This window comes from Saccharopolyspora hirsuta, assembly GCF_008630535.1.
Lineage (GTDB): Bacteria > Actinomycetota > Actinomycetes > Mycobacteriales > Pseudonocardiaceae > Saccharopolyspora > Saccharopolyspora hirsuta.
In genome coordinates, this window is record NZ_VWPH01000005.1 from 504,027 (window position 1) to 529,563 (window position 25,537).

Sequence of the window (25,537 nt, forward strand, 5' to 3'; positions counted from 1 at the left end):
TCAGAACGCGGCGGAGATCGGACGGGGTTCGGCTTCGGGCCCGCTGCCCAGCGCGACCGCGTCGGGCCCGCGCACCGCCTGGCGCAGCAGCAACCACCAGTTGACCACCAGCAGCAGTCCGAACAGGACGGTGAAGACCAGCAGCGAGGTCCGCATCGCCGTCGCGGACACGTCGGAGACCGCGTCCTCCACGCGCAGCACGCCGTCGATCACCCACGGCTGGCGGCCCATCTCGCGGAACACCCAGCCGGAGATCATCGCCAGGTAGGGCAGCGGAACGGCCGCCACCAGCACCAGGTGCCACAACCGGAACCGCCGCACCACCGGTTTGAAGAGCGCGAGCAGCGCGCTCGGCACCAGCAGGTACAGCAGCAGCGCGAAGGCGAGCAGCATGACGATCCCGCCCGCCCTGGTCCAGGGCTCCGGCGGCACGTAGTCACCGGGACCGAAGCGGCCCACCAGCTCGGCCTGCAGCTCCGCGATCCGCGCGCTGTCCCGGCTGAAGACCGCGAGCTTCATCGGCTGCAGGTGGCCGAACTGCAGGCCACCGGCCACCACCGTTGCGAACAGCGCGGGCAGCGCGCTGAACAAGCCGATGCGCAGCGACTTGGTGAACAGCTCCACCTCGGCGGTCCGGCGGAACAGGTGCAGGGCGCTGATGCCCGCCACGAAAACCCCTGCGGTCACCAGGGATCCGCCCAGGACGTGCCAGAACGCGTTGGTGGCGGCCGGATTGGTCAGCACCGCCCAAGCGTCGGTGAGCCGCAGCACGCCGTCGGTGTGCTCGTAGCCCACGGGGTTCTGCAGGAATCCGTTGGACACCAGGATCCAGTACGCCGAGGCGTAGGCGGTGAGCACGACGACCCAGATGAGCCCGAGGTGCACCCAGCGGTTCAGCCGCCCCCAGCCGAAGATCCACAGCCCCAGGAACGTCGACTCGACGAAGAACGCGACCAGCGCCTCCATCGCCAGCGAAGCGCCGATGACGTTTCCCGCGGTGTGCATCAGCCCGCTCCAGGCCAGCCCGAACTGGAACTCCATCACCAGCCCGGTGACGATGCCCACCGCGTAGTTGATCACGTAGAGCTGGCCCCAGAACCGGGTCATCCGCTCGTGCACCGGGTTCCGCGACAGCGTCGCCCGGGTCTGCACGCAGGCCACCAGCGTCGCCAGCCCGATGGTCAGCGCGACGAACAGGAAGTGGCCGCCAGCGGTCAGGGCGAACTGCAGGCGCGCCAGGTCGAGGGTCTCCGGATCCATGCCCACCAGCCTGGCGCCGCGGCGCTCGCCGGACGTCGGGCTGCGGAGGGCACTTCGGGTACCGCGCCGGTTGTCCCCTAGGGGCGCTCCCCTACACCCGCAGTTGCGGCCCTCAGGTCAGCCAGCCCGGGGTGATCAGGGCCGATTCGTAGGCCAGCACCACCAGCTGCGCGCGGTCGCGCACCCCGAGCTTGCTCATGATCCGGCTCACGTGGGTCTTCGCCGTCGCCGGGCTGAGCACCAGGCGCGCGGCGATCTCGTCGTTGGACAGCCCGCGCGCCACCAGCACCAGCACCTCCCGCTCGCGGTCGGTCAACGAGCTCAACCGCGGGCTCGGGGCGGGCCGGTCGCTGCGGGCGGCGAACTCGGCGATGAGCCGCCGGGTGATCGCCGGGGCCAGCAGCGCATCGCCGCGGGCCACCACCCGCACCGCGTGGATCAGCTCGGTCGGTTCGGTGTCCTTGACCAGGAACCCGCTCGCCCCGGCGCGCAGCGCGCCGTAGACGTGGTCGTCCACGTCGAAGGTGGTCAGGATGAGCACCTTCACCGCGGCCCGCCGCGGGTCGGCGCAGATCCGCCGGGTCGCCTCCAGCCCGTCCAGCTCCGGCATCCGGATGTCCATCAGCACCACGTCGGGCCGCAGCTCGGCGGCGCGGCGCACCGCCTCGGCGCCGTCGGCGACCTCCCCGGCCACCTCGACGTCGTCCTCGCCCTCCAGGATGGACCGGAACCCGGCCCGCACCAGCGTCTGGTCGTCGGCCAGCAGCACCCGGATCACGGCGCGGCCCGCCACGGCAGGCTGGCCCGCACCCGGAACCCGCCAGCGGGGAGGGGCTCGGCGGAGAACTCCCCGCCCAGCGCCCGCGCGCGCTCCTCCATGCCGCGAATCCCGTTGCCCCGGTTGGCGTTCCGCGTCGGCGTCGCGGTCCCGTCGTCATCGATCTGCACCCGCACATCGTGGCCGGAGTAGCGGATCCGCACGAAGGCCGTGCGCGCGTCGGCGTGTCGGGTCACGTTGGTCAGCGCCTCCTGCACGATCCGGTACCCGGCCAGGTCCACCTCCGGCGGCAGCGACCGGGGCTCGCCGTCGACCTCGACCCGCACCTCCAGCCCGGTCGCGCGGGCCTGCGCGACCAGGTCGTCCAACCGGGCCAGCCCCGCCGGTGCCTCGTCGACCTGGCGGAGCACGCCGAGCGCGGTCCGCAGGTCGCGCAGCGCGTCCTTGCTGGCCTGCTTGATCGAGGTCAGTGCCGACTCGGCCTGCGCGGGGTCGGCGCCCATCCGGTGCAGCGCGGCTCCGGCCTGCACGTTGATCAGCGAGATGTGGTGGCCGAGCACGTCGTGCAGCTCCCGCGCGATCCGCAGCCGCTCCGCACCGGCCCGGGAGCGGGCCTCTTCCTCCTTCTCCCGCTCCACCGCCAGCATCCGCTGCTCCGCTTCGTGCAGGTAGGCGCGCCGGTTGTGCACCAGACCGCCGATCGCGACCGCCGCGACCAGCCACCCGGCGAACAGGTACAGCGAGGTGTCGTCCAGGTGCCGCTGCCCGCCGCCCACCTCGCCGTAGCCGACGAGGAGCATCGCCACCACCGCGAGCAGCACCGCAACGGCTGTGCGCCCCTCGGCGGCCACAGTGCACAGCGCGACCGCGAACGCCAGCAGCAGCGGACCGTCCGCCGTGCTGAGCGGGTAGTAGACGGCGCAGCCCACCAGCACGGCCAGCGCGACGGGGACCGGGAAGCGGCGGCGCAGCACCAGGACCGCGCAGGTGCCGAGGATCATCAGCACGTCGAAGAGCCGCAGCGCGCCCCGCTCGACGGCGAAGTTCAGCAGCACGGCGAGCAGCACCACGACTGCGACCAGCACCGCCAGCGCCACGTCGACCGCGGTGCCTGGCAACCGCCGCAAAACCGTCATGCCCGGAAGAATAGGCGTCGCCCGGAGCTGGTCAGCAGGCCGCGCGCGACGATCTCCAGCGCGACCAGGATCGCCACCGACTCCACCGCCAGCAGCGCCACCAGCACGTAGAGCTGCACGACCCCGGCCTGGACCGGCGTGGCGCCGCCGAGCAGCATCCCGACGAACGCGCCGGGCAGCGTCACCGTGCCCACGGTGCGGGTCTGGTCGAGCGCGGGCACCAGCGCGCTCCCGGCCGCGGGCCGGGCGATCTCCAGCCGCGCGCACCGCCCGGTCATGCCCAGCGCCAGCGCAGCTTCCACTTCGCCGCGCCGATGGTGCAGCTCGTCGAGCAAGCGCCGCCCCGCGAGTGCGGTGGCCACCATCGCGCCACCGATGAGCTGTCCCACCAGCGGGATCAGCACCAGCCCGGTCAGCGGCACCGCCCCGGTGACGACCAGCAGGCCCACCGCGGGCGCGACGCCCGCCGCGATCGGCAGCCCGGCCCACAACCAGCTGCGGTCGCCGGTGATCCGCCGCCCGGCGGTGTGCGCGGCGATCGCGAACATCAGCACGATGAACAGCGCCGCCAGCGCGGTCGACTGCACGAGGTAGGCGATCAGCAGCGACACCGCCGCCAGCTGCACCGCTCCGCGCACCCCGGCGAACAGCACGTCGCGGTAGCGGGCCAGCCGCCCGAGCCCGGCGACGGCTGCGGCGGCGATCAGCAGCAGCGCGATGGCCACCCCGAGCGCGGGTGTGACCGGGATGGATCCAGATGGCACCGCCCGACTCTAGACGGCGGGCTCAGCGCGGGCTGTCCAGCAGCTCCACGGGCTCGGTGATCACGTCGACGAGCGCTCCGTTGCGGGTCACGGTGATCTGCAGCGGGCGGCCGATGGCTTCGGCGAACATCAGCCGCTGCAGGCCCTGGGCGTCGCGCACCGGGTGACCGCCCGCGGTGAGCACGAGGTCGCCGCGGTGCAGCCCGGCCCGCGCGGCGGGGCTGTGCCGGACCACGTCCACCACGCGCAGCCCGGTCTGCTGACCGGTGCGCTCGACCAGCTCGTCGGGCAGCGGCGCCGGGGTGGTCACCAGCCCCAGGTAGGCGCGGCGGACCCGGCCGTGCCGGACCAGCGAGTCGATGATGCGGCGGGTGGTGGCGTTGATCGGGATCGCCAGCCCGAGCCCCACTCCGGCGACCGCGGTGTTGATCCCCACCACGACGCCGCGCGAGTCGGCCAGCGCCCCACCGGAGTTGCCGGGGTTGAGCGCGGCGTCGGTCTGGATGACGTCCTCGATGATCCGGGCGGCTTGGCCGCTGCGCGCGGGCAGCGACCGGCCGAGCCCGCTGACCACGCCCGCGGTGACCGACCCGGCGAGCCCGAGCGGGTTGCCGACCGCGACCACGAGCTGGCCGACCACCAGCCGGTCGCTGTCGCCCAGCTGCACCGGGGGCGGCGTCTCGCCCACCGCGCGCACCACCGCCAGGTCCGACAGCGGGTCGGCGCCGACCACGGAGAACGGCGCGTCGGAACCGTCGGCGAAGCGCGCGGTGCCGCCGTCGGCCCGGCCGACGACGTGCGCGTTGGTGAGCAGGTATCCGTCGTCGGTGAACACCACCGCCGACCCGGTCCCCTCGCCCCACTCGCCAGCCGAGTGCAGGCTGGCCACGCTGGGCGTGATCGTGCGGGCGACCTGGGCCACGGTGCGGGAGTAGCCGTCCAGGGCGTCGAAAGGATCGTGCGGAGTCCCGGCCATCACGACCTCCAACCGGAGTGGTGTACCTGCCGGAACGCCGCGCAGCACCGCCGGATTCCCGGGCCCCGTTCGCCCTCGGCTTAGCCGGTGGTGCTCACGACCGCTCCCGCTCACGAGGAGCACGCGCTGCGGTGATGGCGCCCAGCGCGGCGACTGCGGCGAGCACGCCGAGCGTCAGCAGCACGACCTGCGCGTCGTGCACCGGGCCGGTTCCGGCCAGCCCCGCCAGCACCGATTTCACCCCGATGAACACCAGCACCACGGCCAGCCCGACCGGGGCGTCCGGCATCCGCGCGAGCAGGCCCCGCACCAGGCCGAACACGTGCTGGAAGCCGACCAGGGCGAGCACTCCGGCCACCAGCGCCAAGGGCCCGGAACCGGTCACCGCGTGCGCGGCGGAGGCCGACATCAGACCGAGCACCGCCGCGGCGAGCACACCCGTGCCAAGAACCAGGTGCGCGCTCGCTGCGCGGGGCGGAGAGCCTTCGCGGCGGAACGCCTGCCACGCACCCCAGAGGACCGCAGCGCCCAGCAGGACCGAGGTGGAACCGACCACGAGCGTTCCGGGTTCGCCGAATGCCATCGTGCCGCGGGCCAGCACCCCGACGACCACGACGACCGCGATGACCCGGCCCCACTCGGGCGTCCCCGCTGCGACCGAGAGCAGCACGACCAGCAGGTCGACCGTCGACGCCAGCGACGTCCCCCACCCGGCGAAGAACCTCGCCGCGACGTCGGCCCCGCTGGTGCTGAGCAGCGCTGCGCCGAACAGCACGGCCACCAGGAGCTGGGCGGCGATGATCAGCGCGCAGCGGCGCAACGGCCGGTCCCGACCGGCGGCGGTCAGATCCCAGGCGACGAGAGCCAGCAGGACTCCCACCGCCGCGAACCAGGAAATCGCAGGCACGCCCACAAGCGCCTCCGGTTCGGGAGCGATCGGCCCCCCGATGGCCGACGTCGGCCCCGCACTGCCGTTCTAGACCCGCCTGGTCGAGGATGTCCAGCGGCCCCAGGGCGATCCATCCGTTCGGCGCAGCGGGCGTCCTCTGTGGATGGTCATCCGGATCGCACTGACATACTGTATGCTAAAACCATCGGGCAAAACACCCGCGCCCCGACCGATGCCGGAGTTGAGCATGTCGCTGACCTCGAAACTGCCGCAGGGCCTCGCCGCGCGCCAGGTCTCGCGCCCGGTCCCGCTCCGGGACACCGTCTACGAGGCCATCCTGGAGCTGATCATCAGCGGGGAGCTCAAGCCGGGCCAGCACCTGGTGGAGAAGGAGCTGGCCGAACTGCTCGGGGTGTCCCGCCAGCCGGTGCGCGAGGCGCTGCAGTGGCTGAAGAAGGACGAGTGGGTGGACCTGCGCCCCGGCTACGGCGCGTTCGTGCACAGCCCCACCCCCGAGGAGGCCGACCAGCTGCTGGGCGTGCGCACCCTGCTGGAGGCCGAGTCGGCCCGGCTGGCCGCGCTGAACTCGACCAAGAAGGGCATCGCCGAGCTCAAGCAGATCTACAAGCGCGGCGTGCAGGCGCTCAAGGCCGACGACGTCGAAGCCGTGGTGGCGGCCAACGCCGAGCTGCACGCCCGGATCACCGAGATGTCCGGCAACAAGGTGCTCAACGAGCTGGTGGCGCAGATCAACCGCCGGGTCCGCTGGTACCACACCCCGGTGGCCAAGTCGCGCGGCAAGAAGTCGTGGGACGAGCACTCCGCCCTGATCGACGCGATCGGCAAGAAGGACGCCGACCGCGCGGCGCAGCTGATGCGCGAGCACACCGAGCACACCCGCGAGACCTACCTGGCGCAGAACGCCGAGAGCTGAGAAATCCGGTGGACCGCGAGGAAGTCCCGCTGCGACGATCACGGCCATGACGAGCAGCCCGACCGCGGAGCAGGTGACAGCGCTGGTCACCGACGCGCTGGCGCTGACCGGGGCGCTGCGCCCGATCGACGAGGGCGGCGAGCACCTCTCGTGGTTCTTCGGCGAGCACCACGTGGTGCGCCTGGCCCCGGATCCCGAGGCGAGCCGGCGGCAGCGGCGCGAACTCGCGCTGCGCGATCTGCTCCGCGACCGGATCGGCGTCCCCGTTCCCCGCTCGGCCGCCAGCGGGGAGTGGGCGCCCGGACTGAGCTTCACCGTCGACGAACGGCTGCCCGGCACCTCCGCCGAGCTGCGACCGGTGGGTGCCTCCGGTGAGCGGGACCTCGCCGCGATGCTGGCCGGGCTGCGCTCGACCGATGTCCCGGCCGACCTGCCGACCGCTCCGGTGCGCGACGTGCCGGAACTGCTGCGCACCGCCCGCTCCGCCGCCGACCGCCTCGCCGCGAACGGCCAGCTCCGGGGCGAGTTCGTGCTGGAGGAGGTCGACCCGGCCCGCGAGGCGGTCCTGCTGCACGCCGATCTGAAGGGCGAGCACCTGCTGGTCGACGAGCACGGGTCGATCTCCGGCGTGCTGGACTGGACCGACGCCGCGCTCGGCGATCCGGCGACCGACATCGCCGGGCTGGCCATCTCCGTCGGAGCCGCCGCGGCCGCGCGCATCGCCGAGCGCGCGGGATACCACGCCGACACGAGCGCCCGAGGCCTCCTCTTCGCCCGCTGCGACACGCTGATCCGGCTGGACGACCGGCTCAACGGCACCGACGACAGCCCGGAGCCGCTGCTGCGCGACCAGCTCGGCCGCGCCTGGAAACCTGGATAGGGTCGGCCCGTGTTCACCGTTGCCGCCCCCATCACCACCGACCGGTTGGTGCTGCGCCCCTTCACCCTCGAAGACGTCGACGACGTGTGGTCCTACCAGCGGCGGCCGGACGTCACCCAGCACCTGCTGTGGGAGGCCCGCGACCGCGCGCAGGTCGAAGCGGCGGTCGAGCAGATGGCGCGGGAGCGGGCGCTGACCGAGGACGGCGACTGCCTGAGCCTGGCCGCGGTCCTGCCGGAGACCGGGCAGGTCGTGGGCCAGGTGGAGCTCGTCTGCCTCAGCCGGGAGGACCGGCAGGGCGAGATCGGCTACGTGTTCAACCCCGACTTCCAGGGCCAGGGCCTGGCCACCGAGGCGGCGCGGGCGCTGCTGCGGCTCGGGTTCGAGGGGCTGGACCTGCACCGCATCATCGCCCGCTGCTCGGCGCACAACCTCGCCTCGGCCAAGCTGGTGGAACGCCTCGGGATGCGCCGCGAAGCGCACTTCATCGACAGCAGGTTCGTCCGGGGTTCCTGGCGCGAGGAGTTCGTCTACGCGATGCTCCAGCGCGAGTGGAACGCGACCGCGGCTCAGGCCAGCAGCGGCAGGTCGCAGAGGGTCCGGCCGAGGTAGTCCAGCGCCGTGTCGGCGGGGAGCTGGCCGTAGGTGGCGGTGTGCGCGTCGCGGAACCGGCGCTCGATGCCGAAGTCCTTGCGGAAGGCGAACTGGCCGCAGACCTTCATGCCGAGCTCGGCGACCTGAACCGCGCTCTCCCCCGCCGTGGCCCGCAGCTGCAGCAGCCGCCGCTGCGCTTCGGTCGGCTGCTGCCAGGCCGCCCGCACCGCGTCGGAGAGCAGCAGCCGCACCACGTCGAGCTTGGTCTGCATCCGCGCCAGGTCCGCCCGCACTTCCGGCTGCCGGGGCGGCGGGTCCTGCCAGCGCGCCCAAGACGGCTGCGGGCCGTTGACGCACTCCACCGACCGCTGCACCACCGACTCCATCAGCCCCAGCGCCAGCGCCGCGTTCAACGCGCACAGCCACGGCAGGAGCGTGGTCAGCACGATCTCCACGCCACCGCCGTCGGCACCGAGCACCGCAGAAGCGGGCACCTGCACCGGATCTGCGGTGATCGTGGCCGCCGCGCTGCCCCGCAGGCCGACGCCGTCGGAGTTCGCCGGGACGCACATGCCCGGCGCGGCAGCCGGAACCAGCCACAGCGTGCTGGCACCGGACGTCCCCACCGCGCGGCTGGACCAGACGTAGCTGTCGGCCTCGCCCGCGGACGTCACCCAGTTCTTGCGGGCGTGCAGGTCCACCACACCGCCGTGCTCTCGCGGCTGCCCGGCGGGTGCGAACGGCCGCCCGCCCTCCGCCAGCGCGAGAGTGCTCAAGTGGCGGCCCGCAGCGATCTCGCGCAGCACCTCCGGCGGCGCGTACTTGGCCAGCACCGCCGCTGCGGCGTAGTGCGCCTGCAGCACCGCCGCCGTCGAGCCGCAGACGCGCGCCACCTGCGCGACGACCTGGACCGCTTCGGCCAGGCCGTGCCCGCCTCCGCCGCACCGGGTCGGCAGCGTCAGGCCCAGCAGTCCCGCCCGGCCGAGGGCGTTGATCGTCGGGCGGGGAAACCGACCCAGGTCGTCGGCGTCGCGCGCGGCCGGTTCGGCGACCGTGCGCAGGACGCGGTCGAGACCGCTGAGGTGGTTGCCCGCCCGCCCGGTCACGACCGCGGCTTCCGGCTCTGGACGTGCTGCCAGCCGAACCGGCCCTTGATGCACAGGTTCCCGTGCCCCACCGAGCTGTCGTGCGGCGAGGTCACCCGCACGATCTCGTTGTCCTGGGTGTGCAGCGTGACGTTGCAGCCGACACCGCAGTAGGTGCACACCGTGGTGGTCTGCTGCTGCCTCGACTCGTCCCAGGTGCCCGCGGCGCGCATGTCGAACTCCGTCTTGAAGCTCAACGCCCCGGTCGGGCACACCTCGATGCAGTTGCCGCAGTACACGCACGCCGACTCCGGCAGCGGGCTGGCGAACTCGGTGGAGATCCGCGCGTCGAAGCCGCGACCGGCCACCGCGATCGCGAAGGTGTTCTGCCACTGCTCCCCGCAGGCGTCCACGCACTTGTAGCACAGGATGCACTTGCCGTAGTCGCGGACGTAGAGGTCGTTGTCGACCTTGGCGGGCTGGTGCACGGTGGCCGCGACCGATCCGTCCGGTGGTTCGTGCTCGCCCGGCTGCCGCTCGTCGCGGTCCTCCGCCGGTGCTGCGGGCGGGCCGAACCGCTCTGGGTCCGCGCCGTACTCGGCCATCCAGTCCGCGACCTTCGGCGTGCTCGACAGGTCGGCGGAGGAACCCAGCAGTTCCAGCACGAGCTTGCGGCTGTGCCGGGTGCGCTCGGAGTCGGTGCGCACCACCATCCCGTCGGTGACCTGCCGGGAGCAGGCGGGCACCAGGGTGCGCGAGCCCTCGACCTCGACCATGCACATCCGGCAGGCGTTGCGCGGGCGAAGCGTGTCGCCCCAGCACAGCGTCGGCACCTCGATGCCCAGCGCGGTGCACGCCTCGAGGATCGTCGCGCCCTCCGGCACGCTGACCGCCCGGTCGTCCAGCGTGAATTCGACCAGTCGGCGCGGAAGTCCGAGATCAACCGTTGTCACGTCTGTTCCGCCTCTCCGCGATTCACAGTGGTGGTTGCGTTGGGGATTGATCTCGCGTTTCGAGGGTTCTTGTGGCTGAGTTGCGCCACGGTCCCCTGAGGTGCGGTTGGGCAGGACTGGGGATGTCCACGTGCGCGGGTCACCGGAGCCCGCCCGGGTGGGCGGGGCCGGTGAAAGCGCCGAGCCGGTCCACCGCTGATTCCACCGCGTTCCAGGCGGTCTGCCCCAGCCCGCAAATGGAGGAATCGCGCATCGCCCGGCCGACTTCGCGCAACAGGGCCAGCTCGTCGGCGGTGTCGCCGCGGTTGCGCACGAGCCGCTGCAGCGCTTCCTCCTGCCGCACCGTACCCACCCGGCACGGCACGCACTGGCCGCAGGACTCGTCCCGGAAGAACGCGGCGATGCGCAGCAGCAGCGCGGGCAGGTCGGCGGTGTCGTCGAAGACGAGCACAACCCCCGACCCCAGCGTGGTCCCGGCTTCCCGCACCGCCTCCAGGCTCAGCGGCAGGTCGAGCTGGTCGGGGTTGACGAACCCGCCCGCCGCGCCGCCGAGCAGCACCGCCCGCAGCTGCCGTCCCTCCTCGACACCACCGGCGAGGTCGAGCAGCTGCCGCAGCGTGGTGCCGAAGGGGACCTCGTACACGCCGGGCCGCCGGACGTTGCCGGACAGGCAGAACAGCCGGGTGCCGGTGGAGTCCGCGGTGCCGGTGCGGGCGTACTCCGCGCCGCCGCCGGTGAGGATCAGCGGCACGTTGATCAGCGTCTCGACGTTGTTGACCACCGTGGGCTTGCCGAACAGGCCCTGCTCCACCGGGAACGGCGGTTTGCTGCGCGGCTCGCCGCGGTAGCCCTCGATGGAGTTGAAGATCGCGGTCTCCTCGCCGCAGATGTAGGCGCCCGCACCGCGGCGGATCTCGACGTCGAAGTCGAAGTCCTCCCGGCCGAGGATGCTGCGGCCCAGCAGACCGCGCTCGCGCGCCCGGTCGATCGCGTTCTGCAACCGGCGCACCGCCCGCGGGTACTCGCCGCGGATGTAGAGGTAGCCGCGGCGGCAGCCGGTGGCGAACCCGGCGATGGTCATGGCTTCCACGACCGCGAACGGATCGCCCTCCATGACCACGCGGTCCTTGAAGGTGCCGGGCTCGCTCTCGTCGGCGTTGCACACCAGGTAGTGCGGCTGGGCGGGCTGCCCGGCGGTGGCCGCCCACTTGCGGCCGGTCGGGAACGCGGCGCCGCCGCGCCCGGTCAACCGCGCGTCGCTGACCTGCCGGACGACCTCGGCCGCGCCGATCTCCAGCGCCCGGCGCAGCGCGAGGTAGCCGCCGTGCGCCCGGTAGTCGTCGAGGCTCTCCGGATCGACCACGCCGATCCGCCGCAGCAGCCGCAGCGAGGGGTCACCGGCCTGCGGCACCGAGTCGCGCACCGGTGGCTCGTGGTCCCCGTCGACCGGACCGCTCGCGGTGACCTCCACTGTGGACTCCCGGTCGGCCGGTGCCAGCAGCTGCGTCCGCGCCGGATCACCGGCCTGGAACGCCAGCACGGCGGGAGCGCGCTCGCACACCCCCAGACACGGGCTGCGCAGCCACATCACGTCGCCGTTCGCTTGACCCGCGCGCCCCACCCCGGACTCCAGCGCCGCGCACAGCTGTGCCGACCCACCGGCCCGGCAGGCCAGGTCGTCGCAGACGTGCACCACGCGCGGCGGCCGCGGTCGCAGCGCGAACAGCGCGTAGAAGCTGGCCACGCCGTAGGCCTCGGCTGGCGGGATGGACAGCCGCTCGCAGATGTGGTTCAACGCGCCCTGGCTGATCCAGCCCACCCGGTCGTTGACCGCGTGCAGCGCGGGGAGCAGCTGGTCGCGCCCGTGGCGCGGACCGTGTCCGTTGCCGCCCGGCGGCCCGAGCAGCGCGTCCACCGCGGCCCTCTCGACGTCCGTCGGCGTGGCGTTGAGCAAGTGCAGATCCACAGCGCCTCCTCGCGCCCGAGACCCGCCGTCACATCACGGAACTGACCGCATCCCCGCCTCAGACGGCCGATTCGGCGGGGAGCTTGTCGATGCGGATCGCCGAGGCCTTGTACTCGGCGGTGCCCGCCACCGGGTCGGTGGCCTCGATGGTGATCAGGTTGACGTCCACCTCGTCCGGGAAGTGGAAGGTCATGAACGCCAGCCCCGGTCGCAGGCCCTCGTCCAGCCGCACCGGCGCCACGATCGAGCCGCGCCGCGACGAGATCTGCACCTTCTCCCCCGCCACCACGCCGAGCGCTTCGGTGTCCGCGGGCGAGAGGTCGATGGTCTCCCCGCGCCGCATCGGCGAGCTGAGCCCGCCCGACTGCACGCCGGTGTTGTAGGAGTCCAGCCGCCGTCCGGTGGTCAGGCGCAGCGGGTACTCCTCGCTGAGCTCGTCGACCGGCGGGCTGTGCCGCACCGGCGCGAACCCCGCGGGCTCGCCGCGCTCGGCCGGGTCCTCCGCCCACAGCCGGGCGTGCAGGTAGGTCGGCTCCAGCTCGTCCTCGGAGTAGCACGGCCACTGGATGCCGCCGAGCTCGGCCAGCCGCTGGTAGCTCATCCCGCGGTGCATCGGCGACAGCGCGCGCATCTCGTCCCACACCTGCTCGGCCGATTCGTAGTACCAGTCGTGGCCCAGCCGCCGCGCGATGTCGCAGATGATGTCGATGTCGTCGCGCGCGCCGCCCGGCGGCTCCAGCGCCTTGCGCACCCGCTGGACGCGCCGCTCGCTGTTGGTGAAGGTGCCCTCGCTCTCGCACCAGGCCGCCGCGGCGGGCAGCACCACGTGCGCCTGCTGCGCGGTCTTGGTCAGGAAGATGTCCTGCACCACCAGGTGTTCCAGGTTCTGCATCCGCTTGAGGGTGCGGCCGGAGTCGGCCTCGGACTGCACCGGGTTCTCCCCGATGGCGTAGACCGCGGTGAGCTCACCGCGGTCCATGGCCTCGAACATCTGCGTCAGGTGCCAGCCGTAGCGGGGCTGGATCTTCGATCCCCACGCGGCGTCGAACTTGGCCCGCACCTCCGGCAGCAGGATGTCCTGGAACCCCGGCAGCCGGTTGGGGATCGCGCCCATGTCGCCGCCGCCCTGCACGTTGTTCTGCCCGCGCAACGGGTTCAGCCCGGCGCCGTAGCGCCCGACGTGCCCGGTCAGCAGCGAGAGGTTGATCAGCGACAGCACGTTGTCGGTGCCGTTGTGGTGCTCGGTGATGCCGAGCGTCCAGCACAGCTGCGCGCGGTCGGCGCGGGCGTAGGCGTGCGCGAGTTCCTCGATGAGCTCGGCGGGCACACCGGTCTCCAGCGCGGCGACCTCCGGCGTCCACTGCTCGACCTCGGCGGCGTAGGCCTCGAAACCGCTGGTCGCGCGGTCGATGAACGACCGGTTGACCAGCCCGGAGCAGATGATCTCCCGGCCGATGGCGTGCGCCAGGGCGATGTCGGTGCCGACGTTGAGCTGCAGCCACCGGTGCGCCCACTTGGCGGTGCTGGTGCGCCGGGGATCGACCACGTACAGCTTGGCGCCGTTGTGCACCGCCTTGAGCACGTGGTGGAAGAAGATCGGGTGCGCCTCGCGGGCGTTGGAGCCCCACATCACGATGACGTCGGCCGCCTCGATCTCCTGGTAGGACGAGGTGCCGCCGCCGCTTCCGAAGACCTGCGCCAGGCCCGCCACGCTCGGCGCGTGGCAGGTGCGGTTGCAGGAGTCGACGTTGTTGGTGCCGATGACCGCGCGGGCGAACTTCTGCGCCACGTAGTTCATCTCGTTGGTGGAGCGGGCGCAGGAGAACACGCCGAAGGCGTCGGGCCCGCGGGTCTCGACGGTCCGCGCGATCCCCTCGGCGGCCCGGTCCAGGGCTTCCTCCCACGACGCGGGGCGCAGCCCGCTGCCGTCGCGCACGAGAGGCTCGGTCAACCGCGTGTAGCTCATTGCTGCCTCCTCGATTCGGAGATCGCGCAGGTCCGCGGCGATGTCGCGCGGAACCGCCGCCCGGCGTGCCGGGCAGCCGGGCCAACCACCGCGGCGGACCCTCCGCCAGGTCTTGCAGCGCGGATGTCCCATGCTCGCCGGTCGGCCGGCCACCGGCCATCCGCCGTTCGAAGGCATTGCCGCGGCAGTGCTGCGGGCCCGCAGCCAGCGGAATCCGCTCAGTTCGGCAACGCCCGCAGCCGTCGGAGCATGCAGTATACAGTATGTCACTCCTCCGGCAAGCCCCGCCGCGGGCGAGCCGATCCCTCCACTGAGGACAGTTCGCGGGACACCTCTGATCCGGCTATGGACAACCGCCCGCCCGCTGCGGTATCCCTGGAATTGCCTCATACGGTATGCAGTATGGAGCCGACCGCAGGCACCGGCTTTCCCTCCGAGAGGATGAGAGCGCTCATGGCCCAGACATCACCCGAGCGAGCAGAGCTGATCTCCGGCGGTCACCTGGTCGCCAAAGCGCTCCGAGCAGAGGGCGTGGACACCATCTTCACCCTCTGCGGCGGGCACATCATCGACATCTACGACGGCTGCGTCGACGAGGGCATCGAGGTCATCGACGTCCGGCACGAGCAGGTCGCCGCGCACGCCGCCGACGGCTACGCCCGCATCACCGGCCGCCCCGGCTGCGCCGTGGTCACCGCCGGGCCGGGCACCACCGACGCGGTCACCGGCGTGGCCAACGCCTTCCGCGCGGAGAGCCCGATGCTGCTCATCGGCGGCCAGGGCGCGCTGTCGCAGCACAAGATGGGGTCGCTGCAGGACCTCCCGCACGTGGACATGATGAGCCCGATCACCAAGTTCGCGGCCACCGTCCCGCACACCGCGCGGGTCGCGGACATGGTGTCCATGGCGTTCCGGGAGTGCTTCCACGGCTCCCCCGGCCCGTCGTTCCTGGAGATCCCGCGCGACATCCTCGACGCGAAGGTGCCGGTGGCCGAGGCCCGCGTCCCGCTGGCCGGCGGCTACCGCGCCTCCACCCGCTCGGCGGGCGACCCGGACGCGGTGGAGAAGCTGGCCGACCTGCTGGTCAAGGCGGAGAAGCCGTGCATCCTGCTGGGCAGCCAGACCTGGACCTGCCGGGCCACCGACTCGGCGGTCAAGCTGGTGCGCGAGCTCAACCTGCCCGCCTTCATGAACGGCGCCGGACGCGGCACGCTGCCCCCGGCCGACCCGCTGCACTTCCAGCTGGCCCGCCGCTACGCGTTCACCAACGCGGACCTGATCATCATCGTGGGCACCCCGTTCGACTTCCGGATGGGCTACGGCCGCCGCCTGTCCCCCGACGCCACCGTGGTGCAGATCGACCTCGACTACCGCACGGTCGGCCGCAACCGCGACATCGACCTGGGCATCGTCGGCGACGCCGACGCGGTGCTCACCGCGCTCGCCCAAGCCGCCTCCGGGCGCCTCGACAACGGCGCGAGCAAGCGGCAGGCCTGGATCCGGGAGCTGCGCGAGGTCGAGACGACCGCCTACGAGAAGCGGTTGCCCCGCCAGCACTCCGACGCCTCCCCCATCGACCCGTACCGGCTGGTGCACGAGATCAACGAGTTCCTCACCGAGGACTCCATCTACATCGGCGACGGCGGCGACATCGTCACCTTCTCCGGCCAGGTCATCCAGCCCAAGGCCCCGGGCCACTGGATGGACCCCGGCCCGCTGGGCACCCTCGGCGTCGGCGTGCCGTTCGCGATGGCCGCCAAGCACGCCCGCCCCGACAAGGAGGTGGTGTGCCTGTTCGGCGACGGCGCGTTCAGCCTCACCGGCTGGGACTTCGAGACGATGGTGCGCTTCGACCTGCCCTTCGTCGGGATCGTGGGCAACAACTCCTCGATGAACCAGATCCGCTACGGCCAGATCGCCAAGTACGGCGCGGACCGCGGCCGGGTCGGCAACACCCTCGGCGACGTGGAGTACAGCAAGTTCGCCCAGATGCTCGGCGGATACGGCGAAGAGGTCCGCGACCCGAGCGAGATCGGCCCGGCCCTGCGCCGCGCCCGCGAGTCCGGCAAGCCGTCCCTGATCAACGTCTGGGTCGATCCGGAGGTCTACGCCCCCGGAACCATGAACCAGACCATGTACAAGTGAGGATTCACCGTTTCCAGACTCGCCTTGCGTGGCGGTGCGGCTAGCGGAACCTCAGAGGCCTTCTCGCTGCGGGATCCCGTTCTCATGCATGCCAATGCACGGCAAACGGGCTGTCCTCGCGAGAAAACCTCTGAGAACCCGCGGCGGTGCGAGTTGCGAGGGTGGGCTAAGCGGCTTCGCCGCTTCAAAGAAGAAGAGGTGCTTGAGATGAGCGCTTTGGAGGGTGTCCGGGTGCTGGACATGACGCACGTCCAGTCCGGGCCGTCCGCGACCCAGGTGCTGGCCTGGCTCGGCGCCGACGTGGTGAAGCTGGAGGCGCCCACCGGGGACATCACCCGCCGCCAGCTGCGCGACCTCGACGACGTCGACAGCCTGTACTTCACCATGCTCAACTGCAACAAGCGCAGCATCACGTTGAACATGAAGTCCGAGCGCGGCAAGGAGATCTTCACCCGGCTGGTCGCCGACTCCGACGTGCTGGTGGAGAACTTCGGGCCCGGCACGGTGGACCGGATGGGCTTCCCGTGGGAGCGGCTGCGCGAGATCAACCCGAGGTTGGTCTACGCCTCCATCAAGGGCTTCGGCGAGGGCCCCTACACCCACTTCAAGGCCTACGAGGTGGTGGCCCAGGCGATGGGCGGCTCGATGAGCACCACCGGCCTGGAGGACGGGCCGCCGCTGGCCACCGGGGCGCAGATCGGCGACTCCGGCACCGGCATCCACACCGTGGCCGGGATCCTCGCCGCCCTGCTGCAGCGCGAGCGCACCGGCCGCGGGCAGCGGGTCTCGGTGGCGATGCAGCACGCGGTGCTCAACCTGTGCCGGGTCAAGCTGCGCGACCAGCAGCGCCTGGCGCACGGCCCGCTGCGCGAGTACCCCAACGCCGACTTCGGCGACGAGGTGCCGCGGTCGGGCAACGCCTCCGGCGGCGGCCAGCCCGGGTGGGCGGTGCGCTGCAAGCCGGGCGGGCCCAACGACTACATCTACGTCATCGTCCAACCGCAGGGCTGGGCGCCGATCGCGCGGCTGATCGGCCGACCGGAGCTGGTCGAGGACCCGGACTGGGCCACCCCGGAGGCCCGGTTGTCCAAGTTGGACAAGATGTTCAGCCTGATCGAGGAGTGGACGCTCGGCCTGGACAAGTGGGAGGTGCTGGCGGCGCTCAACGAGCACAACGTGCCGTGCGGTCCGATCCTGTCCACCAAGGAGATCATCGAGGACACCTCGCTGGCCGACAACGACATGATCGTCACCGTCGACCACCCGGAGCGCGGCCCGTTCAAGACCGTCGGCTGCCCGATCAAGCTGTCCGACTCCCCGGTGCGGGTGGACCGCTCCCCGCTGCTCGGCGAGCACACGGCCGAGATCTTCCAGGAACGACTGGGCATCGACGAGGCCGAGCTGGCCGAGCTCAAGGCGAACGGGGTGATCTGAGGATGGCACACGACGGAGCCCGCGTGCGGGAGGTGCTGGACGCGGTCCGGGCGGAGGGCCGCACCGCGCTCACCGCGCCCGAGGCCAAGCAGCTCTGCGACGCCTACGGCATCCCCACCGCCGGGGAGGGGCTGGCGACCAGCGCCGACGAGGCGGTGGCGCTGGCCCGCGAGATCGGCGGGCCGGTGGCGCTGAAGATCGTCTCCCCGGACATCCTGCACAAGACCGACGCGGGCTGCGTGCTGGTGGACGTCTCCGGCGATGCGGAGGTGCGCAGCGGCTACGAGAAGATCCTGGCCAACGCGCACGCCTTCACCGAGAACCCGGCCATCGCCGGTGCCCAGGTGCAGCAGATGGTCAGCGGCCAGGAGGTGATCGTCGGCGCGACCACCGACCCGACGTTCGGCAAGGTGGTCGCCTTCGGGCTCGGCGGGGTGCTGGTGGAGGTGCTCAAGGACGTCACCTTCCGCCTCGCTCCCCTCTCCGCCGAGCAGGCTCGGTCGATGCTCGACGACATCGCCGCAGCCGAGGTGCTGCGCGGCGCGCGCGGCGCCGAACCGGTCGACGCGGCAGCGCTGGCCGACGTGCTGCGCCGGGTCTCCGAGCTGGTGCACGACTTCCCGGAGATCAGCGAGCTGGACCTCAACCCGGTGTTCGCCACCGCCAGCGGGGCCACCGCCGCGGACGTGCGGATCGTGCTGGCCGCCGAGCAGGGCGAAGCACCTCCGCAGCGCTCGCAGGAGGAGATCCTGGCCGCGATGCAGCGGCTGATGAACCCGAGCAGCGTCGCCGTGATCGGCGCGTCCAACGAGGACGGCAAGATCGGCAACTCGGTGATGAAGAACCTGATCAACGGCGGCTACGCGGGCCAGATCCACCCGATCAACCCGAAGGCCGACGAGATCCTGGGGCGCCCGGCGCACCGCAGCATCACCGACGTGCCGGGGCCGGTGGACGTCGCGGTGTTCACGGTGCCTGCGAAGTTCGTGGCCGCGGCCCTGGAGGAGTGCGGTCAGAAGGGCGTCGCGGCGGCCGTGCTCATCCCCTCCGGCTTCGCCGAGACCGGCAACCAGGAGCTGCAGGACGAGGTCGTCACCGTCGCGCGCAAGCACGGCATCCGGCTGCTCGGGCCGAACATCTACGGCTACTACTACACGCCGCAGAACCTGTGCGCGACGTTCTGCACGCCCTACGACGTGCGCGGCGGGGTCGCGCTGACCTCGCAGAGCGGCGGCATCGGGATGGCCATCCTCGGCTTCAGCCGCACCACCAAGATGGGCGTGTCGGCGATCGTCGGGCTCGGCAACAAGTCCGATGTGGACGAGGACGACCTGCTGACGTTCTTCGAGCAGGACGACAACACGCACTGCGTGGCCATGCACCTGGAGGACCTCAAGGACGGCCGGGCCTTCGTCGAAGCCGCCGAGCGAGTCACCAAGAAGAAGCCGGTGGTGGTGCTCAAAGCCGGGCGCACCGACATGGGCGCCCGGGCGGCCAGCTCGCACACCGGCGCACTGGCCGGAAACGACAAGGTCTACGACGACATCCTGCGCCAGTCCGGGGTGGTCCGGGCACCGGGGCTCAACGAGATGCTGGAGTACGCGCGCGGCATCCCGGTCCTGCCCACCCCGAAGGGCGAGAACGTCGTCATCATCACCGGGGCGGGCGGCTCCGGGGTGCTGCTGTCGGACGCCTGCGTGGCCAACGGGCTGCGGCTGATGGACATCCCGCCGGACCTGGACGCGGAGTTCCGCCGCTACATCCCGCCGTTCGGCGCCGCGGGCAACCCGATCGACATCACCGGCGGCGAACCGCCCAGCACCTACGAGGCCACCATCCGGCTCGGGCTGCGCGACCCGCGCATCCACGCGCTGATCCTCGGCTACTGGCACACCATCGTCACACCGCCGATGGTGTTCGCCGAACTGGCCGCGCGGGTGGCCGAAGAGGCCCGCGCCGACGGCGTGGACAAACCGATCGTGGTGTCCCTGGCCGGGGACACCGAGGTGGAGAAGGCGGCGGACTACCTGTTCGACCACGGCATCGTCGCCTACCCCTACACCACCGAGAAGCCCGTCGCCGTCCTCGGCGCCAAGTACCAGTGGGCCAGGGCGGCCGGACTCCTCGACTGACGCCACCCGGGGGCCACCGCGCCCCGGATGACGCCGAGCACCACCCGAAATGCCTGATCGGGCACTTGCCACTGCGGGGTGCGCGGATTCGCGTCGCGCACCCCGCGCGGAACGGGGAGGCGCCTGATCGGGCGCGTGCGAGCACAGCGAATCCCGAAGGGCGAGGAGATCTGGTGTGGATGCTGAAAGGGCGCCGGGGAGAGATGCAGAACCGGTAATAGGGAGTGAGAAGGTCTGGCGGGCCGGTCGGCTGGAACCGATGCCGATCCGCAAGCTGCCCGAGTCGCCGCCGTCGATCCACCTGCTGGGGCCGACCGTGTTCCTGGTCGCGCTCGGGGTCGGCATGGGCGAGTCCTACATGTGGCCCCGGCTGGTGCTGGTCTTCGGCCCGGAGATCCGGTGGCTGTTCCTGATCGGCGTCACCCTGCAGGCCGTGGTGATGCTGGAGATGGCCCGCTACGCGATGGCCACCGGGGAGAGCATCTTCTCCGGGGCGGCGCGGGTGGCCAAACCGGTGATGTGGTTCTTCTTCATCACCGCCATCGCCGTCTACATCTGGCCGGGGCACCTGTCGGCCGGGGCCGCGGCCCTGGAGGAGATCACCGGGGTGCCGTGGGTGGTCTCGGCGTGCATCGGCCTGCTGCTGGTGGGCGTGGTGTTCACGCTGGCCAAGGTGATCTACAACCTGCTGGAGAACGTGCTGTCGGTGCTGATCGGGCTCCTGGTGGTGGGCACCGCCGTGGTGGCCGCGATGGTCGGGAACCTGTCCGACCTGACCAGCACCATCACCGGGATGTTCCACTTCGGCTACTTCCCCGCCGACGCGATGTCGCCGACCTGGTTCCCGATCGTCGTGGGGGCGGTCGCCTTCGCCGGGCCGTCGGGCATGCAGCAGATGTGGTACACGCTGCACCTGCGGGACAAGGGCGCCGGGATGGGCGCGCACATCCCCCGCATCCGCGGTCTGCGGCACGCCGGTGAGGAGGAGGCGATGCCCTCCCGCGGCTTCATGTTCGACACCGACGACCCCGAGGAGCTGCGCAAGTGGCGGGGCTGGCGGCGGTGGGTCACCTTCGACGCGCTGCTGCTGTTCTGGGGCGTCACCATGCTCGTGACCATCTCGTTCACCGTGCTGGCGCAGTCCGCGGCCCGGGAGAACCCGGGCGTGCGCGGGCTGATCGAGTCCGGTGAGCGGGAGGCGTCGCTGACCGCGATGGCCGACTCCTTCACCTCGGCCGGTGGCCCGGTGCTGGGTTCGGTGTTCCTCGGGTTCATCGCGCTGATCGGGCTCAACGCCACGCTCGGGCTGTTCGACTCGTTCTCCCGCGGGCAGGCCGACATGACCTACCACTTCGTGCCCGGGGCCCGGCGGTTCCGGATGTCGCACCTGTACGCGGCGTTCCTGTGGGGCGTGATCCTGTTCGGGATCGTGATCCTGCTGTTCGGCCCGGCCGACGGGCCCGGGGCGATCCTGGACGTCCTGGCGTTCCTGTCCACCTTCGCGATGGGCGCGTACTGCGTCGTGCTGCTGCTGGTGAACAACCGGATGCTGCCGCGCCCGATCCGGCCGAGGTGGTGGAGCAACCTGATCATCGGCTTCGGCGCGGTGTTCTACCTGGGCTTGCTGTTCTACAGCCTGATCGAGTTCGGCGTGGTCGTGAGCTGATGTCGCCGATTCGAGAGTCGAGGACCGGGCGGATGCTCACCCCGGGGTTGGTGATCGGCACCGTCGGCGCGCTCTTCGCCGACGCGCTGGCGGTGCTCGGCGGCGTGCCGGTGAGCTGGGCCGCGGTCACCGCGGTCGCGCTCGGCCTGCCGCTCGCCGCGTTCGGGGTCGGCTGCAGCGTCCTGCGGGCGCGCGGCGTGCTGCGCAGCGGGGCGTTCGCCCCGGTGGCGCTGTACTGGCTGATCGCGTTCCCGCTGGCCAGGCTGGTGCAGGACGTCGTCACGCGGCTGGTGCTGGACAGTCGGTTCGCGCTGCCGCCGCAGCTGCTGGGGTTCCTGGCCTACCAGGCGCTGATCAGCGTCGGCTTCGCGATCGGGTTCGTGTGGGTGCAGGAGCGGATGTGGCGGAGCGGGTGATCAGCGGTGGGACGGGTTACCAGCAGGCGACGGGTGGTCGCCTTGCGCGACGGGGTGCGGCGGGCCCGCCCGGACACGCTCGTCACCGAGGAACCGCTGGAGATCCGGCTCGGCGGGCGGCCGCTGACGGTCACCATGCGCACGCCGGGCAGCGATTTCGACCTCGCCGCGGGCTTCCTGGTCAGCGAGGGGATGGTGCGGCGCACCGGGGAGATCGCGGGCATCCGCTACTGCGCGGGCGCCACCGATGACGGCTCGAACACCTACAACGTGCTCGACGTCGCGCTGGCGCCCGGCGTGGCACTGCCGGAGGTCTCGTTGCAGCGCAACTTCTACACCACCTCGTCCTGCGGGGTGTGCGGGAAGGCCAGCCTCGACGCGGTGCGCACCGTGGCGAGCTGGCCGGTCCGCGACGATCCGGCGGAGCTGGATCCGGGCCTGCTGACCGCGCTCCCGGACCGGTTGCGCGCCGCCCAGCGGGTCTTCGACCGCACCGGTGGTCTGCACGCCAGCGGGCTGTTCGGCCTCGACGGGGCGCTGCGGTGCCTGCGCGAGGACGTGGGTCGCCACAACGCCGTGGACAAGGTCGTGGGGTGGGCGCTGCGCTCAGGCGAGCTGCCGTTGTCCGGGAGCGTGCTCATGGTCAGCGGGCGGGCGTCGTTCGAGCTGGTGCAGAAGGCGGTGATGGCCGGGATCCCGGTGCTCGCGGCGGTCTCCGCACCATCGTCGCTGGCGGTGGACCTGGCCGAGGAGTCCGGCCTCACGCTGGTCGGATTCCTGCGCGGCAGCAGCATGAACGTCTACGCCGGTGCGCACCGGCTCGGCCTGGCGGAGGCACCATGATCGGCCTGCACACACCGAACCGGGAGGTCCGGGACCACCACGGCCGCCGCTACCGGCTCGGCGAGCACCCGATCGAGCTCATCGGGCGCTCCCGGGGGTCGGTGCTGTGGCTGTGCTGGTTGCCGATGCTGCTCGTCGGCACCATGCAGTACTCCTACGGCGCGCTGGTGCCCGGGCTGCTGAACGCCGGGCTGGACCGCAACGGCCTGTTCTGGGCGCTGGCGGGGTGGACGGTCTGCCAAGCCGGTGCCGGACTGCCGATCGCGCACCTCCGCCAGCGCAACCGGATCGGACCGCGACCGGTGCTGGTCGCGGGCGCGTTCCTCAGTGCGGGCGGGGTGTTGAGCCTTGCGCACGCCCCGTCCGCACCTGGCCTGCTCGTCGCGTACTCGGTGTTGGGCGGGGTCGGTGCCGGGCTGGTCTACGCCGGATGCACGTCGACTGCGGCCAAGTGGTTCCCGGAGCGCGCAGCAGCGCGGGTCGGCTTCGTCACCGGCGCTTTCGCGTACGGCTCGGTCCCGTTCGTGCTGGCGCTGCTGGTCGCACAGGTGAACGCGGTGGTGCTGGACGTCTTCGCGCTGGCGCTCCTCGCAGCCGTGCTCGGGTGCGGCCTGCTGCTGGCCGACCCGCCGCCGCACTGGTGGCCAGCACACGTCGATCCACGCCGATGGGCGCTGACCAGGCCGAACCCCCCAGCGGCGCGGGAGTTCTCGGCAGCCGAGGCGCTGCGCACACCGACGTTGCTCGTGCTGGCGGCGTGCTTGTTCTGCGCCGCGACCGTCTCGCTGTTCAACGCCGCGTTCCTGGCTCTGCTCGCGGGCATCCCGGCGGTCGCCGTCTTCACCGCGACCAACGGCGCGGGCCGCGCGCTGGCGATCCCGATCGCCGACCGGATCGGCTGTCGCCGAACCCTGCGCTGGGTGGTGGCCGTCCAAGCGATCGGGCAGATCCTGCTGCTGGTGGCGGCCGGGCAGGCCTCGACCTCGCTGCTCCTGGCCGGAGCGACTGCGGCGGGAATCGGCGGAGGGGCGTTCTACCCGCTGTTCGCCGCCTTGGCCCGCGAGTACTTCGGGGAACGCAGCATCGAGGTGCACGGGCTGGTCTACAGCGCGAAGGCGGCCAGCGGGGTGGCCGGCATCGGCCTGGCCGCACTGGTCACCGCGCAGTACGGATTCCCCGTCGCACTGCTCGCCGCAGCCACATTGTCGCTGCTCGCAGCGGTCCTTTGTGGATGGTTCCGGCGCCCCGGCCTGCCGAAGACCCTGCCCTCACCCGATCTGAGCGCCGATCGCGTTCGCCGCGATCTGTAGCCGTTCGGCCAGCTCGGTCGGCGAACGGTCGGTGGAGACGTAGACGACGCCGATCGCCGCGCAGGTCGGCGCACGCGAAGGAATCGGCACCGCGAGCGACGACAGCCCTGGGATCACTTCGTCGTGACTGGTCGCGTACCCCTGCTGCCGCGCCTGCTCCACTCGCTCGGCCACGTCGGCACCCATGCCCTGCGTCCCGAGCAGCGTCAGCAATGCGATTCCCGGCGCACCGTGCTCCAGCGGATGGCGGGTGCCGGGGTGTTCGGCGACAGTGCCCGCCGCGCGCCGGGGCTCGACGCTGGCGAGCGTGATGCACTCGCCGTGGTCGTGCACGACCACGAAGCACGTCATGCGCAGGTCCGCGGCCACTGCGGCGAGCTCGGGGACCGCGACGCTCTGCAGATCGCGCGATACGCCGTGCGCCAGGACGGCTAGGCCCGCACCCGGCGTGCAGCGACCTGCGGAATCTCGGGCGACCAGGCGGTGGTCTTCGAGGGTGCGGACTATCCGGTAGACGATCGAGCGGTGGACTCCGAGGTCGGCCGCCAGTTCGTCTATCGTGCGCGGTCGGTCTGAGGTGGCCAGCACCTCCAGGACCCTGATTCCGCGGGACAGCGTCTGGGATCTCGCCCCGTCGTTCTTCGCCCCTTCGACCATGTTGGCGAACATAGCCGGGTCGTCGTTGGGCTGCTGGTTGATCTGCCTGGGGCGGTACGTGATTGGCTTGCTGTTGGGTGGATGGTTGTTGCTTGTTGTCGGTTGTGTCGTCCGGTGGGGTCATCCCCGTGTTTGGTGGGATTGTGGGGGCTGTGGTCCGGATGTCAAGCCCGGCCTGGCGGCCGCCCCTGCGGGGTTTCAGGCTTGACATCCGGCCCACAGCCCCGGTTTTGGCTTGATGTCACGGGGATGACCCGGTGTGGGACGGACCCCGGTGTGGTGAGGCTGCGTGGCGGTTGGCGGGGTGGCCGGGACTGTGTGGGTGTTGTGCGTGCGACGTTCGGTGCCACCGGCAGGTTGGGGTGCGGGGTATTTCGTGGCGGCGGGCTTCCGGTCGGGCGCGACCCGTCGCTTCGAGCCCGGTAGTGGGTGAAGGTCGCCTGCGGCGTGGGGTTGATCTCTGTTGTCCGAGCCTACGTGGGCGGTCGCTGGTTGGCCGTCTGGCGATCCCGAATCAGACTCGAAAACTGTTTTACCGTAATGGTTTTCGCGTTTTGGCGGGTCGTTGATCACCTGATTGTGCGACCATAATGTGCTCGAATTTGTGTTCGAGTGTTGGGAGAATGGAGTCATGACACCGCTGATGACCACGACTGTGGACACGACCCCCGCACCGGGTGTGGTCGTGTCTGCGGGGATGCCCGCGCGGGCCGAGTCCGCGTCCGGTCTCCCCGTGTCGTGGCCTGCCCCGGT

The 25,537-nt window shown here is 71.6% G+C and carries 21 protein-coding genes; 10 read left to right on the forward strand and 11 right to left on the reverse strand.

Annotation, left to right across the window (positions count from 1 at the left end):
- From F1721_RS13195 to F1721_RS13220, 6 genes are all read right to left on the reverse strand, one after another.
- A complete protein-coding gene (locus tag F1721_RS13195) occupies positions 1-1,260 on the reverse strand; it encodes a cytochrome ubiquinol oxidase subunit I (protein WP_150066911.1) in 1,260 nt (419 codons plus the stop codon).
- Between the two features lie 112 nt (positions 1,261-1,372).
- Positions 1,373-2,038: a response regulator gene (locus F1721_RS13200; protein WP_150066987.1), complete on the reverse strand. Its 666-nt coding sequence runs from the start codon at positions 2,036-2,038 to the stop codon at positions 1,373-1,375.
- Positions 2,035-3,174 carry a sensor histidine kinase gene (locus tag F1721_RS13205; protein ID WP_150066912.1) on the reverse strand — a complete coding sequence of 380 codons (1,140 nt, stop codon included), beginning with the start codon at positions 3,172-3,174 and terminating at the stop codon, positions 2,035-2,037. Before F1721_RS13205 ends, F1721_RS13200 begins: the two co-directional genes overlap by 4 nt.
- A complete protein-coding gene (locus F1721_RS13210; protein ID WP_150066913.1) occupies positions 3,171-3,938 on the reverse strand; it encodes an ABC transporter permease in 768 nt (255 codons plus the stop codon). Before F1721_RS13210 ends, F1721_RS13205 begins: the two co-directional genes overlap by 4 nt.
- A 22-nt stretch (positions 3,939-3,960) precedes the next feature.
- On the reverse strand, positions 3,961-4,914 hold the full coding sequence (locus tag F1721_RS13215) for a S1C family serine protease (RefSeq protein ID WP_150066914.1): 954 nt from the start codon (positions 4,912-4,914) through the stop codon (positions 3,961-3,963).
- 94 nt (positions 4,915-5,008) lie between these two features.
- Entirely contained in the window at positions 5,009-5,821 is an 813-nt protein-coding gene (locus F1721_RS13220) for a hypothetical protein (RefSeq protein ID WP_150066915.1), read from the reverse strand.
- Between the two features lie 229 nt (positions 5,822-6,050).
- On the opposite strand from F1721_RS13220, the gene F1721_RS13225 reads away from it, so the two are divergent.
- From F1721_RS13225 to F1721_RS13235, 3 genes are read left to right on the forward strand one after another with little or no spacing between them, the layout of a single operon-like run.
- Positions 6,051-6,737: a GntR family transcriptional regulator gene (locus F1721_RS13225; protein ID WP_150066916.1), complete on the forward strand. Its 687-nt coding sequence runs from the start codon at positions 6,051-6,053 to the stop codon at positions 6,735-6,737.
- A 46-nt stretch (positions 6,738-6,783) separates the two neighbouring features.
- On the forward strand, positions 6,784-7,617 hold the full coding sequence (locus tag F1721_RS13230; protein WP_150066917.1) for a phosphotransferase family protein: 834 nt from the start codon (positions 6,784-6,786) through the stop codon (positions 7,615-7,617).
- A 9-nt stretch (positions 7,618-7,626) separates the two neighbouring features.
- The gene (locus F1721_RS13235) at positions 7,627-8,229 is read left to right on the forward strand and encodes a GNAT family N-acetyltransferase (RefSeq protein WP_150066918.1); all 603 of its coding nucleotides are present in this window, start codon (positions 7,627-7,629) and stop codon (positions 8,227-8,229) included.
- Here F1721_RS13235 and F1721_RS13240 read toward each other — a convergent pair.
- The 4 genes from F1721_RS13240 to F1721_RS13255 all read right to left on the reverse strand — a co-directional run bounded on the left by F1721_RS13240 (position 8,187) and on the right by F1721_RS13255 (position 14,181).
- The gene (locus F1721_RS13240; RefSeq protein ID WP_170301469.1) at positions 8,187-9,317 is read right to left on the reverse strand and encodes an acyl-CoA dehydrogenase family protein; all 1,131 of its coding nucleotides are present in this window, start codon (positions 9,315-9,317) and stop codon (positions 8,187-8,189) included. The genes F1721_RS13235 and F1721_RS13240 overlap by 43 nt on opposite strands.
- Entirely contained in the window at positions 9,314-10,249 is a 936-nt protein-coding gene (locus F1721_RS13245; RefSeq protein WP_150066920.1) for a 2Fe-2S iron-sulfur cluster-binding protein, read from the reverse strand. The genes F1721_RS13240 and F1721_RS13245 overlap by 4 nt, the downstream gene beginning before the upstream one ends.
- Positions 10,250-10,388: 139 nt before the next feature.
- Positions 10,389-12,215, reverse strand: a complete 1,827-nt coding sequence (locus F1721_RS13250; protein WP_150066921.1) for an NAD(P)H-dependent oxidoreductase subunit E — start codon at positions 12,213-12,215, stop codon at positions 10,389-10,391.
- Positions 12,216-12,273: 58 nt separating this feature from the next.
- On the reverse strand, positions 12,274-14,181 hold the full coding sequence (locus F1721_RS13255; protein WP_150066922.1) for a molybdopterin oxidoreductase family protein: 1,908 nt from the start codon (positions 14,179-14,181) through the stop codon (positions 12,274-12,276).
- Positions 14,182-14,634: 453 nt separating this feature from the next.
- Here F1721_RS13255 and F1721_RS13260 point away from each other — a divergent pair, with 453 nt between their 5' ends.
- From F1721_RS13260 to F1721_RS13290, 7 genes are all read left to right on the forward strand, one after another.
- A complete protein-coding gene (locus tag F1721_RS13260) occupies positions 14,635-16,326 on the forward strand; it encodes a thiamine pyrophosphate-binding protein (RefSeq protein WP_150066923.1) in 1,692 nt (563 codons plus the stop codon).
- Between the two features lie 207 nt (positions 16,327-16,533).
- Positions 16,534-17,760, forward strand: a complete 1,227-nt coding sequence (gene frc, locus F1721_RS13265) for a formyl-CoA transferase (protein WP_150066924.1) — start codon at positions 16,534-16,536, stop codon at positions 17,758-17,760.
- 2 nt (positions 17,761-17,762) lie between these two features.
- A complete protein-coding gene (locus F1721_RS13270; protein WP_150066925.1) occupies positions 17,763-19,892 on the forward strand; it encodes an acetate--CoA ligase family protein in 2,130 nt (709 codons plus the stop codon).
- A 259-nt stretch (positions 19,893-20,151) separates the two neighbouring features.
- On the forward strand, positions 20,152-21,558 hold the full coding sequence (locus tag F1721_RS13275; protein ID WP_211840453.1) for an Nramp family divalent metal transporter: 1,407 nt from the start codon (positions 20,152-20,154) through the stop codon (positions 21,556-21,558).
- Positions 21,558-21,974 (forward strand): hypothetical protein, encoded by a 417-nt coding sequence (locus tag F1721_RS13280; protein ID WP_150066927.1) that lies wholly within the window; start codon positions 21,558-21,560, stop codon positions 21,972-21,974. Before F1721_RS13275 ends, F1721_RS13280 begins: the two co-directional genes overlap by 1 nt.
- A gap of 6 nt (positions 21,975-21,980) precedes the next feature.
- Positions 21,981-22,817, forward strand: coding sequence for a formate dehydrogenase accessory sulfurtransferase FdhD (fdhD, locus tag F1721_RS13285; RefSeq protein WP_150066928.1), 837 nt, complete (start codon positions 21,981-21,983; stop codon positions 22,815-22,817).
- Entirely contained in the window at positions 22,814-24,127 is a 1,314-nt protein-coding gene (locus tag F1721_RS13290) for an MFS transporter (RefSeq protein ID WP_150066929.1), read from the forward strand. The genes fdhD and F1721_RS13290 overlap by 4 nt, the downstream gene beginning before the upstream one ends.
- On the opposite strand, the gene F1721_RS13295 is transcribed toward F1721_RS13290, so the two are convergent.
- The gene (locus F1721_RS13295; protein ID WP_150066930.1) at positions 24,086-24,784 is read right to left on the reverse strand and encodes an IclR family transcriptional regulator; all 699 of its coding nucleotides are present in this window, start codon (positions 24,782-24,784) and stop codon (positions 24,086-24,088) included. The genes F1721_RS13290 and F1721_RS13295 overlap by 42 nt on opposite strands.
- Positions 24,785-25,537: the final 753 nt, after the last annotated feature.